The sequence below is a fragment of the Actinomadura miaoliensis genome (genome assembly GCF_039536785.1).
Taxonomy (GTDB): domain Bacteria; phylum Actinomycetota; class Actinomycetes; order Streptosporangiales; family Streptosporangiaceae; genus Spirillospora; species Spirillospora miaoliensis.
In genome coordinates this window covers 242133-259014 of sequence record NZ_BAAAZG010000025.1, presented here as the reverse complement: position 1 = coordinate 259014, position 16882 = coordinate 242133, and the positions used below count along the sequence as shown (strand labels likewise).

18 protein-coding genes and 1 tRNA gene are annotated in these 16882 nt (G+C 67.8%); 2 read left to right on the top strand and 17 right to left on the bottom strand.

Annotated features, from left to right (window positions below):
* Window positions 1–509: 509 nt before the first annotated feature.
* Window positions 510–1040, bottom strand: coding sequence for a DinB family protein (locus ABD811_RS20360; RefSeq protein WP_344949801.1), 531 nt, complete (start codon window positions 1038–1040; stop codon window positions 510–512).
* A gap of 91 nt (window positions 1041–1131) precedes the next feature.
* Here ABD811_RS20360 and ABD811_RS20355 point away from each other — a divergent pair, with 91 nt between their 5' ends.
* Window positions 1132–2100, top strand: a complete 969-nt coding sequence (locus ABD811_RS20355; protein WP_344949798.1) for a helix-turn-helix transcriptional regulator — start codon at window positions 1132–1134, stop codon at window positions 2098–2100.
* Between the two features lie 10 nt (window positions 2101–2110).
* On the opposite strand, the gene dcd is transcribed toward ABD811_RS20355, so the two are convergent.
* Window positions 2111–2686 carry a dCTP deaminase gene (dcd, locus tag ABD811_RS20350; protein ID WP_344949795.1) on the bottom strand — a complete coding sequence of 192 codons (576 nt, stop codon included), beginning with the start codon at window positions 2684–2686 and terminating at the stop codon, window positions 2111–2113.
* 104 nt (window positions 2687–2790) lie between these two features.
* Here dcd and ABD811_RS20345 point away from each other — a divergent pair.
* Window positions 2791–2864: transfer RNA gene (locus ABD811_RS20345), tRNA-Gly, on the top strand.
* An 88-nt stretch (window positions 2865–2952) separates the two neighbouring features.
* Here the strand turns inward: ABD811_RS20345 and ABD811_RS20340 are convergent.
* The 15 genes from ABD811_RS20340 to ABD811_RS20270 form a co-directional block, all read right to left on the bottom strand.
* A complete protein-coding gene (locus ABD811_RS20340; RefSeq protein ID WP_344949792.1) occupies window positions 2953–4311 on the bottom strand; it encodes a tyrosine-type recombinase/integrase in 1359 nt (452 codons plus the stop codon).
* The gene (locus tag ABD811_RS20335; protein WP_344949789.1) at window positions 4311–4568 is read right to left on the bottom strand and encodes an excisionase family DNA-binding protein; all 258 of its coding nucleotides are present in this window, start codon (window positions 4566–4568) and stop codon (window positions 4311–4313) included. The genes ABD811_RS20340 and ABD811_RS20335 overlap by 1 nt, the downstream gene beginning before the upstream one ends.
* Window positions 4565–5923: a replication initiator gene (locus tag ABD811_RS20330; RefSeq protein WP_425549439.1), complete on the bottom strand. Its 1359-nt coding sequence runs from the start codon at window positions 5921–5923 to the stop codon at window positions 4565–4567. Before ABD811_RS20330 ends, ABD811_RS20335 begins: the two co-directional genes overlap by 4 nt.
* A 158-nt stretch (window positions 5924–6081) precedes the next feature.
* Complete coding sequence (locus ABD811_RS20325) at window positions 6082–6237, bottom strand: hypothetical protein (RefSeq protein WP_344949784.1); 156 nt, start codon at window positions 6235–6237, stop codon at window positions 6082–6084.
* 14 nt (window positions 6238–6251) lie between these two features.
* Complete coding sequence (locus tag ABD811_RS20320; protein ID WP_344949781.1) at window positions 6252–6434, bottom strand: hypothetical protein; 183 nt, start codon at window positions 6432–6434, stop codon at window positions 6252–6254.
* On the bottom strand, window positions 6431–7315 hold the full coding sequence (locus ABD811_RS20315; protein WP_344949778.1) for a DUF2637 domain-containing protein: 885 nt from the start codon (window positions 7313–7315) through the stop codon (window positions 6431–6433). Before ABD811_RS20315 ends, ABD811_RS20320 begins: the two co-directional genes overlap by 4 nt.
* On the bottom strand, window positions 7312–7635 hold the full coding sequence (locus ABD811_RS20310) for a hypothetical protein (RefSeq protein ID WP_344949775.1): 324 nt from the start codon (window positions 7633–7635) through the stop codon (window positions 7312–7314). Before ABD811_RS20310 ends, ABD811_RS20315 begins: the two co-directional genes overlap by 4 nt.
* Window positions 7636–7733: 98 nt before the next feature.
* On the bottom strand, window positions 7734–9074 hold the full coding sequence (locus ABD811_RS20305) for an FtsK/SpoIIIE domain-containing protein (RefSeq protein ID WP_344949877.1): 1341 nt from the start codon (window positions 9072–9074) through the stop codon (window positions 7734–7736).
* A gap of 29 nt (window positions 9075–9103) precedes the next feature.
* The gene (locus ABD811_RS20300; RefSeq protein ID WP_344949772.1) at window positions 9104–9478 is read right to left on the bottom strand and encodes an SCO3933 family regulatory protein; all 375 of its coding nucleotides are present in this window, start codon (window positions 9476–9478) and stop codon (window positions 9104–9106) included.
* Between the two features lie 132 nt (window positions 9479–9610).
* Window positions 9611–10435: a protein phosphatase 2C domain-containing protein gene (locus tag ABD811_RS20295; protein WP_344949769.1), complete on the bottom strand. Its 825-nt coding sequence runs from the start codon at window positions 10433–10435 to the stop codon at window positions 9611–9613.
* 11 nt (window positions 10436–10446) lie between these two features.
* Window positions 10447–11289: a sigma-70 RNA polymerase sigma factor region 4 domain-containing protein gene (locus ABD811_RS20290; RefSeq protein WP_344949766.1), complete on the bottom strand. Its 843-nt coding sequence runs from the start codon at window positions 11287–11289 to the stop codon at window positions 10447–10449.
* A gap of 122 nt (window positions 11290–11411) precedes the next feature.
* Window positions 11412–11822: an ATP-binding protein gene (locus ABD811_RS20285; protein ID WP_344949763.1), complete on the bottom strand. Its 411-nt coding sequence runs from the start codon at window positions 11820–11822 to the stop codon at window positions 11412–11414.
* Between the two features lie 75 nt (window positions 11823–11897).
* On the bottom strand, window positions 11898–12707 hold the full coding sequence (locus ABD811_RS20280; protein ID WP_344949760.1) for a Scr1 family TA system antitoxin-like transcriptional regulator: 810 nt from the start codon (window positions 12705–12707) through the stop codon (window positions 11898–11900).
* A 1056-nt stretch (window positions 12708–13763) separates the two neighbouring features.
* Complete coding sequence (locus ABD811_RS20275; RefSeq protein ID WP_344949757.1) at window positions 13764–14420, bottom strand: DUF4145 domain-containing protein; 657 nt, start codon at window positions 14418–14420, stop codon at window positions 13764–13766.
* Between the two features lie 1173 nt (window positions 14421–15593).
* The gene (locus tag ABD811_RS20270) at window positions 15594–16508 is read right to left on the bottom strand and encodes a hypothetical protein (protein ID WP_344949754.1); all 915 of its coding nucleotides are present in this window, start codon (window positions 16506–16508) and stop codon (window positions 15594–15596) included.
* Between the last annotated feature and the right edge of the window lie 374 nt (window positions 16509–16882).

The window sequence follows — 16882 nt, the reverse complement described above, 5'->3', positions numbered from 1 at the left end:
CGGAGCCGCTGTCGCGTCGGTCCCTGGGAGGCTGCGCAGAGGTGCCGTCTTTCCCTGACGACCCGGCACGGGCTGCTCGGCACGAGGCGATCCAGGCATGCGATCGATTTCGGTCGTCGTTTCTTCGTCCGCTACGGCGACGACGGACGGCGCTCAGCCATCGGCTCCCCGATGACCGCAGCGCCCTGCGGGCTCTTGCTGAGCAGGTCCTCGGCAAGGGGATCGCCTGCGACGCCGCCCACCGCTTACACCCGCTCAGCTCCGTCCGCGTCCGGATGGAACGCGATCGCAGCGCCGAGGAGGCCGCGGCCGCCCTGCACGTCCATTCGGAAACTTCCAGACGACCTGCACTGCGTTGCTGGCCGCGGCCTGACGTCCGCCCGCCTTCACGGAGAGCTGGCCGGACATCCGGGCCGCCGGCCGGCTGGGCATTTGGGGCGCCGGCCAGCTGGGCATTTGGGGCGCCGGCCGGCTGGGCAGCACCGCAGACCAGCCGGCCGTGGCGCTGGTCAGCCCATGCTCTTGGCGCCATCCAGGGACTCGCGGATGATGTCGGCGTGCCCGGCGTGCTGGGCGGTCTCGGCGACGATGTGCATGAACACCCGGCGGGCCGACCACCGCACGTCGCCGTCGAACCAGGGGGCCTTCGGCAGCGGCTGGTCGGCGTCCAGGTCGGGCAGGGAGACGACCAGCTCGTCCGTCCGGCTGGCCGCCTCCTCGTAGGCGGCCAGCACCCCGGCGAGCGTCTCCCCGGGCAGCATCCGGAACTCGTCGGCCCGCTTGGCCCAGTCCGCCTCGGTCATGGTGGTGAAGTCGCCCATCGCCGACGGGCCGTTCACGATGAAGTCCGCCCAGTTCCGCTCGACCGAGGTGACGTGCTTGATCAGCCCGCCCAGGCACAGCTCGCTGGCGGTCGTCCGCAGCCCGGCCTGCTCGTCGGTGAGGTCCCGGGTGGTGAAGCGCAGAAAGTGCCGCTGCTTGGCCAGCATCTCCAGCAGGTCGGCGCGCTCGCGGGTGATGGTCAGCTCGTTGACGGTCATGTTCTCGGCCCTCCGTGGTCGTCGCGTGCAGAACCCACGCTAGGAGCCACAGCGGTCACTTTCTGACCTCAATTGCGCGAGGATGGAGAACGTGGCGAACACCAGCACCCGGACGCTGCGACTGCTGTCCCTGCTCCAGACCCACCGGTACTGGCCGGGTACCGAACTGGCGGAACGGCTGGGCGTCTCCGTCCGCACCCTGCGCCGGGACATCGACCGGCTGCGTGAGCTGGGCTATCCGGTGGAGGCGCAGCGCGGCGTGGACGGCGGCTACCAGCTGGCCGCCGGCGCGGCCCTGCCGCCGCTGATGATCGACGACGAGGAGGCGGTCGCCCTGGCGGTGGGGCTGCAGACCGCCGCACAGGGCGCGGTCGAGGGCATCGCCGAGTCCTCGGTACGCGTGCTGGCCAAGGTGGTCCAGGTGATGCCGCCCCGGCTACGCCGGCGGGTCGAGGCGCTTCGCGCGATGACCGTGCCCGCCGGCTGGGGCGGTCCGGGCAGGGCGGGCGTCGACCCCGGCGTCCTCACCACACTCGCGCTGGCCTGCCGCGACAGCGAACAACTCCGCTTCTCCTACACCGCAGCCGACGGCCGCCACACCGACCGGCACGTCGAACCGCATCGGCTGGTCCCTTTCGGGCGGCGCTGGTACCTGGTCGCCTACGACCTCGCCCGGCACGACTGGCGCAGTTTCCGAGTCGACCGGCTCTCGGCACCGGACGGCACCGGCGCCCGGTTCCGTCCTCGCGACCTGCCCGCCGCCGACGCCGCCGAGTTCGTCCGCGCCGGCCTGGAGAACCTGCCCCGCCCCTACCAGGTGGAGGTGCTCGTCGACGCCCCTGCCGCGACCGTCCGCGAACGCATGGGCCGCTGGAGCACCGTCGAGGAGATCGACGCCGAGCACTGCCGGGTGCACATGACCACCGACTCCCTGGACTGGCCGACCATGGCGCTGGGCGCCCTCGACGCCGACTTCCGCGTCCTCAACCCGCCCGAACTGCTCGACCAACTCCACAACTGGGCGACCCGCTTCAACCGCGCCTACGCCAAAGGGCGGTGAACGCTGGGCCTCAGACCTTGGTGCGGTGGAAGTTCAGGTACGACCGCGACGGCGTCGGCCCCCGCTGGTCCTGGTAGCGCGACCCATACCGCGCCGACCCGTACGGATGCTCGGCTGGCGAACTCGTCCGGAACAGGCACATCTGCCCGATCTTCATCCCCGGCCACAGCTTGATCGGCAACGTCGCGACGTTGGACAGCTCCAACGTCACGTGCCCGCTGAACCCGGGGTCGATCCACCCCGCCGTCGAGTGCGTCAGCAACCCCAGCCGTCCGAGCGAGCTCTTGCCCTCCAGCCGCGCCGCCAGGTCGTCCGGCAGCCCGAACACCTCGTAGGTGGAGGCCAGCACGAACTCCCCGGGATGCAGCACGAACGCCTCCTCGGCGTCCACCTCCACCAGCCGCGTCAGGTCGCTCTGCTCCACGGCCGGATCGATATGCGGATACCGGTGGTTCTCGAACACCCGGAAGTACCGGTCCAACCGCACGTCCACGCTGGACGGCTGGATCATGCTCGGCTCGTACGGGTCGATCTTCACCCGCCCGGATTCGAGTTCGGCCCTGATGTCACGATCGGAGAGCAGCACGTCAAGCACGCTACCGGGTCCGCGACACCCCCGCGGCCTCCGCACACCGTTCTCACCAACCCCCTGGTTTCCGGTACGATGTGCGAGGCGGCCACCACCGCCACGCGGGTGTAGTTCAATGGTAGAACTTCAGCTTCCCAAGCTGACAGCGCGGGTTCGATTCCCGTCACCCGCTCCACACCAAAGGCCCAGGCCAGGGACATGATCCCCGAACCTGGGCCTTGATCGTTTAGCCGTCAGATCACCGACGGGCAATTAGCGGGCAATTAGGCCACGGGCACCAGCGCTCCCGCCGCCCCGGCTGCCCCGTCCTCGTCGTCGCCGTCCCGCCGCTGTTCGGCCCGCACGAGGGCATCCAGACCGTCAGCGATCGCACGGTCAGCGCTGTTGGACCGATGCTGGTAACGCAGCGCGGCCCGCTCGTTGTCGTGCCCCATGCGCGCCATGAGGTTCTTGGTCGAGACGCCCATGTCGGCGGCCAGTGTGTTGCCCGTGTGCCGCAGATCATGGAAGTGCAGGTTGGGCACGCCGAGCGCTTCCACGACGTACTTCCATCGGGTGATCTTGTTGAAGCCGCTCCGACGCATTGGCCCGCCTTTGATCCCCGTGAAGACCAGGGCGTCATCGCCGGGCCGGACGTACCGGTTCAAGTGTGCGACCAGGTGCGGGACGATCGCCGCCGGGATGGAGACCGTACGCACCCCGGCCCTGGACTTGGGCGGTCCGAGGAGCATCCGGCCGTTGGCCTGCTCAACGAACGCGGCCCGGACGCGAACCGTTCGGTTGATGAGGTCGATGTCACACCGCCGAAGCGCCGTGATCTCGCCCCATCGCAGGCTCGCGAACGCGGCGAGCAAGATGAACGCCCGCAACCGGTCGTCTCGGGTCACGTCCGCGTGTCCGTCCTCGGCCAGCTTCCACAGCACACGTTCGGCCTCTACGCGGGTGGCGAAGGTCTGCGGAAAGCGTCGCACGGTGCCGCCCTTGACCCGGTAGCGAAGCCGGTACTCGCCCGAGTCGAGTTTGCGGATGTTGCCGACCGGCCGTACGCCGACCCGTTCGGCCAGTTCGAAGACTTGGGCAATGGTGAGGGTGGGGCGTTCGGGGGCGTCCTCGGTGCCGGCTCCGCGCACCTGGCACGGGTTGCGGGTGAGGATCTTGTCTTCCACGACGGCCGTCATGAGCACCGCCCGCAGCAGCCGGTACGCCTTGGCCGTCATGCTCCCCGAGACGCCAGCGGCCAGGAGCTTGGAGCGCCACTCTCGAATGATCGCCGTACTGAGCTTGCCGAGTTCCACGGCGCCCAGGTGTGGGGCGATGTGCTTCTTGAGTAGCCACCGGTACAGCTCGACCGTGCGGGGGCGCAGGCCCGGACGCTGGTCGATCCACTTCGCGGCGTAGTCGCCGAGCCTGACCTTGGCGCGGTCCGGGTCGGTCCAGTCCCCGTTGAAGATCTGCGCTTCCACTAGCGACAGCCACCGCTCAGCGTCGCTCTTGCGCTCGAATGTCTTGGGCGCGAAGTGGCGCCGTCCCGTCGGCCCGATGTAACTGGCTTGGTATCGGCCGGAGTCACGCTTACGGACGTTGCCGAACCGGCGGTGACCGGGCTTGTTGCCCTTGGCCATCAGGCAGCCCTCCAGACGTCCGAGGTGGTCAGAGGCTCGACGAGTCCGGCCGCGATGAACTCCCGGAGTGCGGATTCGGGGATGCGGACGTGACCACGCTTGCCCGGCTCCCCCAGCCGGACGAAGCGGATGCGTCGCTCAGCGATGAGGCGTCGCGGGAATCGCTCGGAGGTGGCGAGCACCTTGGCAGCCTCAGCGACGGTCAGCAGCCGCTCACCAGCGGCGAAGGGGATCGCTTCCGTGCGCTTTTTGGTCATGCAGTACTCCCTTCGTAGGGGGCGATGGGCGGTAGCGGCTTGCCGGTCAGGGCAGCGGTGAGCAGTGCTTCGCCGGGTGTGAGTCCCTGGCCGAGGTAGCGCCAGTGGGAGACGACGAGGACCTGGTCCTCGTCGGTGAGTGGCAGGCGTCCGGTGGTGATGTCGTGTTGGTGCTGGTTGTGGTCGATGCGTGCTTGTCGCAGTGCGCCGAGGGTGGTGGAGTAGCGGCGGGATTTGGTGGAGAAGTGGCCGCGAAAGCCGAGCATGTGCGCCCACTCGGCAAGCCGAAGCTCTGCCATCTCTTCCATGCGCCCCAGCCGCAGGCACTCGGCGATCAGCCGCCGGGCGTGCGCGGAGACCGGTAGCGCGTCCAGGTCATCGGTGGCGCGGACGCGACGGTCAAGGGTGCCGGTGCATTCGGCGGCCTTGGTGGCGTACTTGGCGATGTAGCCCGCCACCGCGCCATCGGTCAGGTCCCCCGTGCTCGTGATGGGGCGGACGTCGAGTTGTGCACCCCAGGTCAGGGACCGGGACGGGAGGCCCGGCGCGGCAGGAGTGGTCACGGTGACGGCGCGGGCGGCCTGGTCGACGGCGTCGGCCAGCACCTCGTAGGAGGCCCAGGCGGGGGGAGGCGTCGCCGGCCCCTGGGCACCGTCGAGGCGGATGACGGCGTGGAAGTGCACCACGCCGCGCCGCTGGTATTCGGCCACCTTGGCGAAGGAGATAGTGAGCGTGTCGCCGAGTTCGCGCAGGGTGAGGCCCGCGGCTTTGGCGATCCTACGCCGCAGCGCCATGGTGAACCGCCGCCACAGTTCCGGTGCCAGCGCGTTGAACAGCACCGAGCCCGTGTAGTCGTAGCAGTCAGGGCAGAGCGGTTCGCCGAGGCGCGGGTCATCGGCCGCATGCCGGACAGTGCACGACAGCGACCGTCCGTGCGGGCATTGCCCGGCGTCGCGTCGAGGGTGGCACGGCGCCACCGTCCCGCCGGGCGTCTCTCGTCGCGCGTGCACGGGTCCGAAGGAGGGTGCGGTGAGGGTGACGAACGCGGCCGGATGCTGCGCCACCGAATCGGGGACGCCCTTGCCGCCGGCCAGGCCCGCGCGCACGAGTTGGTAGGTGTCGGCCCGGTAGATCTCGGCGCAGGCCGGGCAGCGGGAGACGCGGCGGGTCTTGCAGGCCACCCGCAGCACCCCGCCCGGCTCACGGGCGGTGCTGTAGCGATGCAGGATCGCACCGGTCAGGCCGTCGCGGTACTCGACGGAGCCTCGCAGGTGGATCGGCTGTGCACATCCGCCGGTTGCTCGGGCGCGAGCGGCCCACTGGCGGAAGTCGGGCCGGGCCAGCTTGGCCGCCATGTCGCGGACGGCCAGCGGAGTCAGCCACGCGGAACCGGGAGTGTCGGGCACGATGGAGCGCGTCTCCTATCGGTTGTAGATCGGGTGAGGGGATGGCCCCCGACGTGGCGTGCGTGTGCTTGGCGGCTGTGCGGCCACGCCGGGGGCGGCCGGGGGGTTCAGAGCGCCGAGACGACCCCGGCGACCGCGTCGGCGAGCACGGCCAGGGCGTGCGCGATGGCGCCGGTAGCGTCGGCGGCCTGGCGCGGGTGGCGGATCACGAACAGCACCAGGACCAGCCAGCAGGCGACGAAGGCGCAGCGGCGAAGGAACACGGCGGGTTCTCCTGTCAGCAGTGGCCGGAGCCGTCGCCGTGGGGGCAGGTGTCGCCGTCGCCGGTCAGGCCGGTCCCGCCGCAGTGGCAGCACTGCCACCGCCGCACCGGCGGAACCAGGGGCGCACGGTCGATCTCGGAGTCTGCGGGTGGCCGATCGGTCGAGTGCGGCATGACGATGTCCTCCACGCGTGTCACGCGGCGTCCTGGTTGCGGACCTGGCGGAGCAGGTCCGAGGCGAGTTGGTTGGACACACCCAGCCGGGCGCGCAGAGCGTCACGGGTGATCGGGCGCCCATGTGTGGCCTGGTGTTCTGCCGCCACCCGCCGGGCGAACTCCAGCAGCGGCCCCGCCGGAGCCGACGACCCGCCACGACGGTCAGCGGAGGGCACAGGAAGCGCCGTCTGCTCGCCGCTGTGGTCGTCGTCCTCGTCGCTGTCCTCGTTGCCGTCCTGGTCGCCCTGGCTGTCGTCCTGGTCGTGAGCGGGATGAGGCTCGCCGACGACCGTCAGCCCAGGACGAGCCGCGTCGTCCCCCGTCGAGTCCAAGGACGGCGGGGACGCCACCGGCGACGCCGAGGACGACGGCACGGACGGCTCCGAGGACGCGCCGGACGAGGACGGCGCGGAGGAGGACGGACGGCCGAAGGACGGCGGGGCGGACAGGACGGCCGGAACCGCCGACCGAGACCCCGCGCCGGCCCCGGCCGCGCGGCGTTCCAGCATGGACACCGCCACCAGGAAGGCGCTGGCCGGAGTGGCAGCCGTGATCCAGCCCCAGGCGGACGGTTCGGCCTGCGCCAGGTTCGCCGCCAGGCTCAGCAGGATCCCGCCGACCAGGACCAGCGTCGGCCACGACAGCCGCCCCGGGCGGCGGCCGGTGCGCTTGTCCCGCTGGCGTTCCCTTGCGGCCATGACGCAGGTCAGGTCGATGCACACCGCCACCGCCCAGGCCATCCAGCCGCCTTGCCCGTGCTCAACGGCCGTGTCACGGATGTGCGTGAACGACCCGGCTGCCGCGATCCCGGCGAGCACCACCACCGGCCCCGAGTCCGCCACCGCACCCAGCAGCCGACTCACGCCGCCCGCCCACCAGCGATGTGGGCCAGCAGGGCCGCCAGTTCCGCGTCACACCGATGCGTGGTGGCCCAGTCCTCCACCAGGTCGAGGCGGGACGAGGTGAAGAATTCGACGCACCGGACGCACCGCGCGACGTGCAGACCCCGCACCGCGTCCCACTCCACCACCGGCGCCCAGGACGACCCGGACGACGGCACGGACGACCGGGGCGAGGACGGCCGGGATGAGGACGGCCGGGAGGACGACGGGACGGGACGGACGGCCGGACGGGGACGGGACGACAGGACGGACCGGGGACGGACGTCCAGACGAGTGGTCATCGGGCACACTCCACAGGTTTCGGGCATGGATCGGGTAGGGACCTGGCGCGATCAGGGCTCACGCCGAACCACAGGGAAGGAGAAAGCGAGCCGAGCGGTTAGGCCGCGTCCGGCACGTCCGGCCGGAGCACCGCGACCGAGGAACCGGTCACCTCGGCCCACGCCGGAGTCAGATGAGCGTGATCACGTGCGGCCTGTTCGGCTCCTGCCTCGCCCACGTACACCGACCGGGCGCGGTGCCATGAGCCGTCCTGACCGGCCGTCACGCACACGCCGGGAGTCTCGGCCGGGATCGCTCGGGCCGCGTCCAACGCCGCCGGGTCCATGTCCCCCAGCGTCATGGTCGCCGTCTCCGGATCGTTCACCCGATGGCACACCCGCCCGGACAACTGCGCGCGCAGCGCTGTCACACCAGGGCCCAGGTCGGAGCCGATGCGCTGCCCGCACACGATCAGATAGACGGCGAAGGCCCGGCCGAGCTGCGCCACCCGCAGCAACGCCGTCGCGGTCTTGGCGACCTCGTCCTTTTCGCTCTTGTCGGCCATCAGGAACAGTTCGGCCACCTCGTCCACCAGCAGCACGACCGGCACCGGCCGCAGGTCTGCCGGGAGCCCCCACACGTTGCGCGCCCCGTGCTCGCGGCACACCGCCATGCGTCGCTCCAGTTCGGCCACCAGGTCACCCAACAGCGCGACACATTCGGCGCGGGTGGTCGCCAGCGCCGACAGCCGCGGCCTGTACGGCGTGAACTCCACCCCGCCCTTGAGATCGAAGCCGACCAGGGCCAACGGTTGCGGCGCGAGGCCCTTGATGATCACGTTCGCCAGGTTGGACTTGCCCGACTGCGTGGCGCCCGCGATGAGCCAGTGCGGGACGGTGCGGAAGTCGATCACCCAGTCGGCGCCGTTCTCCAGCTTGCCCGGCCGCACCGTCAACAACTCTCCGGTCTCGGGGGTGACAGTGACCTCGGTCAGAGGATCACGCATGGTGGCCCACAGCGTCACCACACCCGGCCCCACGTCCACCACGCGCACGGAGTGCACCCGCCAGGCGTGCGCGATCCCCTCCGCCGCACGTTCATAGTCCGCCGGCACCTGACCGTCATGCAGACGGACCCGCATCCGCCACCCCAGCCGGGTCGGCCGCAGCACCCCGAGCCGAGGCGCCCGCTCCACGTCGACGCGACGCATGCGCCGCTTGTGCTCGACCACGGTCGCGGCGTTACGGGCGGCCGAGCCGACGACGGGGACGGCGTCCAGGGACCAGCGCCAGCGCCGCCGATGCCGGGTCAGCCCGCACCCCGACGCGACGTGACGCCACGTCAGGTACACCAGCGCCGCGCGCATCGGGAAGCCGATGCCGTACCAGAACGAGGCGGGATGCCAGCGACGCCAGGCCCAGAGCCCGGCCGCCGCAGCGGCCAAGGCCCCGAGCACCATGAACAGCGTGTCGTTCACCGCGGCCTACCTCAGGCCACCGCAGCCGGGGCATTGCCCGCCTCGTCGGTCGCGGGGACAGCCACCGGAACCGCCGGGACGATCTGTGCGGCCCGGTAGGCGATGCCCCACCGAAGCCGCCCGTTGATCTGCTGCTCCCACGGGAACCCCACGAGCCCGACCGGCCGGACCACCTGACCCACCGCGATCTCCGGGTCACCGGACACCGCCACGTTCAGCAACTCGACCCGCCCGGACTCGTCGGCTGCCGACAGGCCCACCGTGAACACGGTGACGCCGTTACGGTCCACCTTCACCTCCCCCGTGTCCTGGCTGACCAGCTTGGGACGCGGCGGGGAGACGCACACGAACGTCAGTGCCGACACGTCTACCGGGATGTTCCGCATGAAGTCCTCCGACTGTCGATCCCCCTAGACAATGCCGTCAATCGCCCTGCAGACCGACTGTCTAGGGGGGTGCACAGTCAAAGGTAACCGGCGTCACTCTGACTGTCTAGGGGGGTCTACAGATTCGCGGTGCTATCCCCGAACCGCCCAGTAGACGGCACTGGCGTCGTCGGACGCCTTGCCTCGCGGCCAGCGTGCGCCGTCCGGGTCGGAGGTTTCCGCCTCACGGGTCCGGGCGATGAGCTCAGCCGGCCCCTCCTTGCGGAGAACGGCCAGCAGGTCACGCCAGCTCATCAGGCCGAAGCGGTCGACAAGCCGAGTGGCGCCGTCACTGAGCACGGCGACCGCGTCCAGGTCATCCAGCGGCACCGTCCCCACAAGCGCCTCGTCGGCCGCCTCAGGCTTAGTGCTGGCGACCCAGAAGCCGCCGGGTTGGTTCCGGTACGCGGCCAGCCGCTCCACCCGGTTGCGCATGTCGGCCGCGTGTTCCTGCGTCCCCAGCGGCGGCCGCTCCCCGGCATCGTTCACCTTGCGGTAGACCTCAGCCAACCGATCATCAGAGATGACCACCGGCTCCCCGTCGGCCTGGTCGAGGACGAGGACCGAGTCCGACAGCACCAGGTACTCAAGGCGGTCGGCGTGCGCCCGAGCCAGGGCCACGGTCGCCGAGGGCGAGCCGGGATGCCGAAGGTCGCACGCGTCCCCGTGCAGCGCGTTGACGCGTTCGATGCTCACCGCCAACGCCTCAGCCAGGGTGATGCTCGGATCTACGGCCGTGCCCACCAGCAGGCCGCCGAGGTTGTGCGCGTACCACGACACCGAGTGCGAACACCCCGAGGTGATCCCGGCCGGGGCGCCCGCACCGTCCACGACGATCACAAGGCCCGGTGCCGCCGCCGCGAAGTCTTCGTTGTCCCGCTCCGGGTTTCCTGGCTCGCTGGCGAGCAGCACACGCATACGGCCTCCTGTCAGCTGTCCTCGTCATGCCGATAGATCGGCGTCAGCAACTCCGTCCGCACGGGCTCATGGGTGTCCGGGTCGTACTCGGTACCGATCACGACCGAGAACCGGTCAGCGGCCACCTGTCCCCACAGGCTGCCGATATCGGTCGTCAGCAGATGGACCACGCCTAGCGAGCCCTCCGGGTGAATACCCGCGATCGCCAGAAAGCTGCCCTTGCCATCCGGCCGAGGCAGACGGCCCAGATACCCAACGTCGTACGGACGCCGCGGATCCTCCTCCTGACCCGACCGGTACTCGGCCCCGCTGCGGGTGTCGCGCAGCAGCCAACCTTGCTCGTCGCGGTCCCAAGCGATCACAGGGTCCTTGCCGTAGGCGTCCCGCATCGCAGGCGACATCCGAGGACCGCAGATCACCAGCATCCCCGGCCGGTTCAGGTCGATCTCACCGTCAAGCGTCACATGGTCATAGCTGACCGACAGATCGAACGTCCGGGCCAGTTCTTCCAGCCGCTTGCCCGTCGTCAGGTCGTCCAGCGCGACATACGTCCGGTCACTCGCCGGGTCCGGGCGCAACGGGGTGACCACGATGACCTCACCCGAACCGAGGAACGCTCCCTCAGGCGCCGGCCCCGTGTGCCGGATCTGATGGATACGCCCCCGGCTCAGTCCGGCGGCCTGTGCGATCTGCGCGTACGACATGCCCTGTGCATGCAGATCCTGGATCAGCCGCCGCCGCAGCCGGGCAAGCTCGGTGACCTCCTGCTGAGCCTCCGCCAGGCGCTCAGTCGCGGCACGCAGCAGCTCGTAGGGGTCCTTGATCTGCGCGATTCGCTCCAACTCGCCTGGCATGACGCCTCCTCCGGTGCCTCCGAGCGAGTCTAGGACCCTAGACACCGTGCCGAAAAGCTCACGACCAGTCGAGGAGCTCACAGTACGCAGGCGCCGCCGACGACGCGGAATCGGCGGCCCGCTCACACCGACGCCCCGGCGACGTCCGCCCACACCCGACGCCCGACTCTCACCACCTGAGAACCCCATGCCTTCGAGACGGCGTCGACGATGAACAGGCCACGGCCGTTCACCGCCTCCAGGTCCGCACCTTCGCAGGACAGCTTCGGCAGCGAAGGCGCTCCCATGTCGACGACGCTCACTCGCACGTGTTCGGGGAACACCTCCAATTCCAGGACGAACTTGCCGCCCACCTCTCCGCTGGCCGTGTGCTCCACAGCGTTGGTGCACAGTTCGCTCACGACCAGCGCCACCTGGTCGGCCAACTCGTCAGGGACCCGGCCGACCATGAACGCCCAGGCGAATGCCCGAGCCTCGCTGATTGATTCCGGTCGGCCCTCGAACAGGCGAGACAGACGCCTCACATCGACCACCGCCCATGCGTCTAGGGGGCTATACGGCACGCGAACACGCAGCGTATGCCAGACGCCATGGTCTATTCAACGAGTTCACTGAATAGATTCGATGATCTCCGCAACCTCACGCGCGGCCCGCTCCACCAAACCGCGCGCCTCATCCCCGAACACCGCAACCCGCTCGTACCGCTCGAAGATCTCCGAATACCGGCGCACCTCGGCCGCATCGGTCAAGGTCAGCTCACGCGTGAACGTCTCCACCGTCACCGCCGCCTCCCCGAACACCGTGAAGCCATGCAACGGCATCCGCGGCCACCCACCCGCCGAGCCCGGCACAACCCCCAACCTCACGTTCGGCCACCCGGCCACCGCCAGCACATGCGCGAACTGGCCGGCCATACACGCCCCCGCTCCCGGCCATGTCCGCAACACCGCCTCACCCAGCACAAACGTGAACCGCCGCCCCTCATCACCCAGCACCGCCGCCCAGTCCGTGACCGCACCCCCAGCAGGCAACTCGCACTCGGCCACATACTCCGCCGTCCGCAACGGCCCCGGCATGACCAACGCCCCAAACGCCCGCACCGCCGTCACATCCCGCGCCAGCTCCACCGCAGCCCCAGGCCGGAAGGACACCCCCGCATCCACCCGCCGCGCCGCCGTCTCCGCATACGCATCCCGCACCAACGCGGCCAGCCGCTCAGCCTCCGCACCCTCCAGCTCCAACGCCGCGAACAGCCGCAGCACCACCTCAGGGTCAGAGACTCGCCGCCCCGTCTCCACACGAGACACCGTCGGCTGAGGAACACCAGCCCGCGAAGCCAGCCCAACCCCCGACAGCCCCGCAGCCGTCCGCAGCCGCCGCAACTCCCGGCCGATCTCCCGCAACCGCTCCTCACCCATAACCGAGCGTTCTACCACCGAGGCCCACACCACCGTGCAAGCTCCAGCGCCAACCGTTGCCGGAGTGCGCACCAAGTCCCGAGACACGGCGCCAGGCCGCCAACCAGGCCATACGTAGCCGGATGAGAAGTTTCTCTACGTCTTCAAGGGCGCCGCTCCGCGTCGCCAGCGGCCGCCCGCCCCGGCGCGCCGGGCGTGCGGCCTGTCCCGTCCGGTCCCGCCGCGCCGCGTCGTGCGTCCGCCTAGACGCAAGCCACTCAGAGAGACGGGAGGGGCTTACTCATGGCGCCTACAATTGCCACACGGGTGCCTCTTCAGCTTCCTTGCCTCTCCTCGTGTCATCAGTCGTCCCGGAACCCTTCCAGGGCCACAGGGATCGTCCGCATCGTGGTAGGCCATGCCAGCATGCGGAACGTAGACGAGCTGAGCATTAAGTGTCTCTTCGGCTTGAAGTCGGCGAGCGAGCTCGCGCAGACCCCGCGCTCTCTCGGTGAGGTCATCAGCGCTCTTTCTGTAAGCCGCAGCCTCCTCCGAGAGCTCCTCTGCTCTCTGCGTCAGTTCCCGTGCCTTATCGGCAAACTCGTCTGCCATCTCCTGTAGGTTTCGTGCATTCAAGATCTTTCCTCTATCTCGGGAAGACTCCAGAAAGGCCCTAGCAAGAGGAGGATCCTAGCCAGCTGATCTAATCGCAACCGCCTCAGCTGTATTGGCATCGGTAGCGTGGACAGCGAATGGCCTATATCGCAACTTACCGGTTGAGCGAGCCCGAAGCGGGGCCTCGCGGCCCCCAGCCCCCCGCGGGCCGGAGGGCACGCCCGCGCGAAGCTGTCTGTCACACCGTCTCGCCGTTCGCGCGGACGTACCCTCCGGGACGGCCGACGTGCCAACACCAGTGCTACATAACAACGGTGCTGGATCACCCTGGAGAGCGGTGGACGTTCGAGCGGGGCGCGGCCAGGCCGCGGGATGTCTGTGGACGGTCCTGGAAATTACTGATGTTGCTGCGGATCAGAAGGTTGAGGTTCGTATAATTTCGGTCGCTTTTCGGGTCAATTCCTAGAATGGGGGCTTCTTTGGGCGAGACTTCTTGATACCCTTGTTCTGATTTATTTTCGTCGCCAAGCGTGCAAGCTCTTGCCTGCGGTTATTGTAGAGCAAATCGATGGCGTGGTGAAATAGTTCTATGCCATCAAGGACGTCGCTTGTCGTCAGAGATTTTTCATGGCTGCCAGCATTTCCAATCCACTTGACGGCTTTCAGGAAGTCGGCCACTTCCGGCTTCTTTTCGGCAAAGCGTTTAATTCGCGCATCAGTAGTCAGCCTGTATCGTCCCTTTTTGCCAGTGGCAGATCTGGGAACTTTATTGGCAGTTAGCAAAGTCTCGATAGCTACTCGAATGCGATTGGCTGCGGAATCGGGGTCCATGAAGAGGATGCGGGATGCATCCTCTATTTGAGCGCCAATATCGGCTGGACATTTGTCTGGTAGGTCGATGATATTAAGGGGAGGTTGAAAGTATTTTGGCAGAAGATGGTCATCATATTCACCGTACCAGCTTCCACTCTCGGTAACAACTGGGGCGACTTGCATTTCTCCGACTGATATGACCCGCTCCAGGCATTCCTGGCGCGGACATGAGAGTATTGCATAGTAGGAACCTTGAATCCAATCTGGATCCCAATTCTCGTGGTCGTGGGCGCGTTTCGATTCCATCGTTTCGAACGAATCAAGCTTGTCTACGATCAGTTCAGCCCTGCGGCATCGAGGGCATACCGCGGCTGGCCAACTGTCTTGACGGAACCAGCTGGCCAGCTTCCGCAACTCGTGAAACGTGGACCCGTGGCGCATTGCCGCAGTATCTCATGCTGATCGATGGCAGTTACAGCGAAGTGGCTGGTGCGCGAGTGATTTGCCGACTTCGGCCACCAGAGATCAAGTGGCGACGGCGCTCGCGCCGCCGCGCCGACTGCCCGGCTCCGCCGGTACGGTCGCCTCTGCGTGTCTTAAGGTAGCGTGTGGTTTGGGGTCAATCGCTGCCGCGCGGCTTCCGGTACTTGGGCCGTGATCGGCCCTGCGCTCCAGGTCCGTTTGCCCCAAATTGTGCGTGTATTGTCGCAGGTCAACCGGACTGCTGTACAGCACGGAAGTACAGCAACAGCCGCTCACAACGGCTCACGCGAGCTTACGGCGGCACATGTCACGAGCTTGAAGAAGCCGTGACAGGGCAGAGGTGCAGGTAGTTCGCATCGAGGGGATCATGCCGTGTGTTGGGCTCAAAGGGCTGAGCAAGCGTGAAGCGGGGTCTCGCGCCCCTAGCCCCCGCGGGCCGGAGGGCACGCCCGCGTGAAGCTGTCTGTCACGCCGTCTCGCCGTTCGCGCGGGCGTACCCTCCGGGGCGGTGAGCGTGCTAACGCGAGTGCTAACAACGGCGCTGGATCACCCTGGACAGCGGTGGACGTTCGAGCGGGGCGCGGCCAGGTCGGGGGATGGCTGTGGACGATCCTGTACACCGCTGATCTTGCTACGGATTAGATGGTCACAACCTCGGCCGCTACGATCGCTGTACGTGGCTGGGCGCCGTTTGCGGCTGGGGCGATCGGCTGACGCGCCGCTTCCGGTGCTCGGGCCGTGGCCGGCCCTGCGCTCCGGGTCGGCTTGTCCTCGGATTGCTCGGGTGCTGTCTCAGGTCAAGCGGGACTGCTGTACAGCAGAGAAGTACAGCAACGGCGTCACACAGCGGCTCACGTGATCTGCCAACGGCACACGTCACGACCTCGGCAGAGCGGCGCAAGGCCCATGATCGCCAGCAGTTCGGGACGAAGAGGTCAGGGGACCAGGTCCAGCCATCGGCCGCTAGTCCATGAGCCTGGTTGAGCTTGGGTGTACTCAAAACGGTGGCGTGTCACTTGCCCTGCTCCAGGGGTCCGGAGGGGGCGGCGGGAGGGCCCCAGTCGGGAGCGGTAGGTTCGTAACCACATAGAGGTTCAGGATGTCTTCGCGATCGATGAACATGATCTGACTTCGCTTCGAAGCATCGAGCGCATTGCCGATCCAGTTGCGTGCCGCCTTGGTGATCTCACCCCCTGCGACAATAAAGGCGTGATCTACGAGGACACGTTTATTGGTCTCTGGGTCGAAGATCTCATGGGCAAGCATCATGAGTGCTTGGTTGTGGATCTCTGCGACGTTGGCGTTTCCTGCCTTCGTCACACCGGAGGCATCTAGCTTCCCTTTCTTGACCTGAATCCCAAAGTACAGGTAGTGCTGGGTCGGCAGCGTGTACCGCATCCAGACATCTTTGCCGTATTCGAGTGCTTTATCTTTGTGTCCGGCAGCGGTGACTCGATGGAAGCCGAGTTGCCGAAAGAGTGGCAGCAGAACCTCTTCGATCAATTGGTCTTCGCTGCATCTATCGAGGAACGAAGCTAGTTGGTTGCGTCGCTTCACCTCAGCTGCGGTTAGTGGTCGATGTGGATTCGCTTGAAGCACACTCACCGTGTTGGTGCCAACGTGCCTCAGATAGCAGTGCCTGTCTTCCCCGTAGAAGGCCTCAAAGCCTTCACGGGCAAGCACCTCGTTGAGCTGCCGGAGTGCGTTCGGACGATCTGGTCCCTCGTTCATCGCTTCGCTCGGGCTCATCAGGTGATCGACTACGCGGCAGAAGATCTCCGGGGGACGAGTTGGCCCATCGTGTGGTTCGGACAGCATGGACTCAAGAACATCGGCAACCCATCGGTGTCGAGTAGAGCCGTCATGCGCCCACTCGGTATCCAGCTCCTGGAAGAACTCGGTGATGTACATGCTTGAACGGTATGGAAAGTAGCGAGGCTCGCCGCTGGCACCGGGCTCGTCCGAGCCTAGGTTTCCGCAGATCAGGTCGCCGAGAGCTTCCAAGTTCCTGCGCCTGAACCTCATGTTCCCCCTTCCGTCACCTCATGAGTATCTATCACCCACGCAGTGGCGGCGACGTGGTTCGTGGACTCCGTCAGCTCAAGCCTCGCGGGTCTGAGCACAGTCAGGGGCGAAGGGCCGCGCGATGGGCGACGAGCAGGCGCGGCAGGTCAGGTCGGCGAGGAGGCGGCGGGCAATTAGCGGGCAATTTGCCAGGGTGATCTAGGGGTACTCACGGTCACTCGTGGGAGGGCTGGAGGGCAGGTCAGTGGCCCTACGGGGCA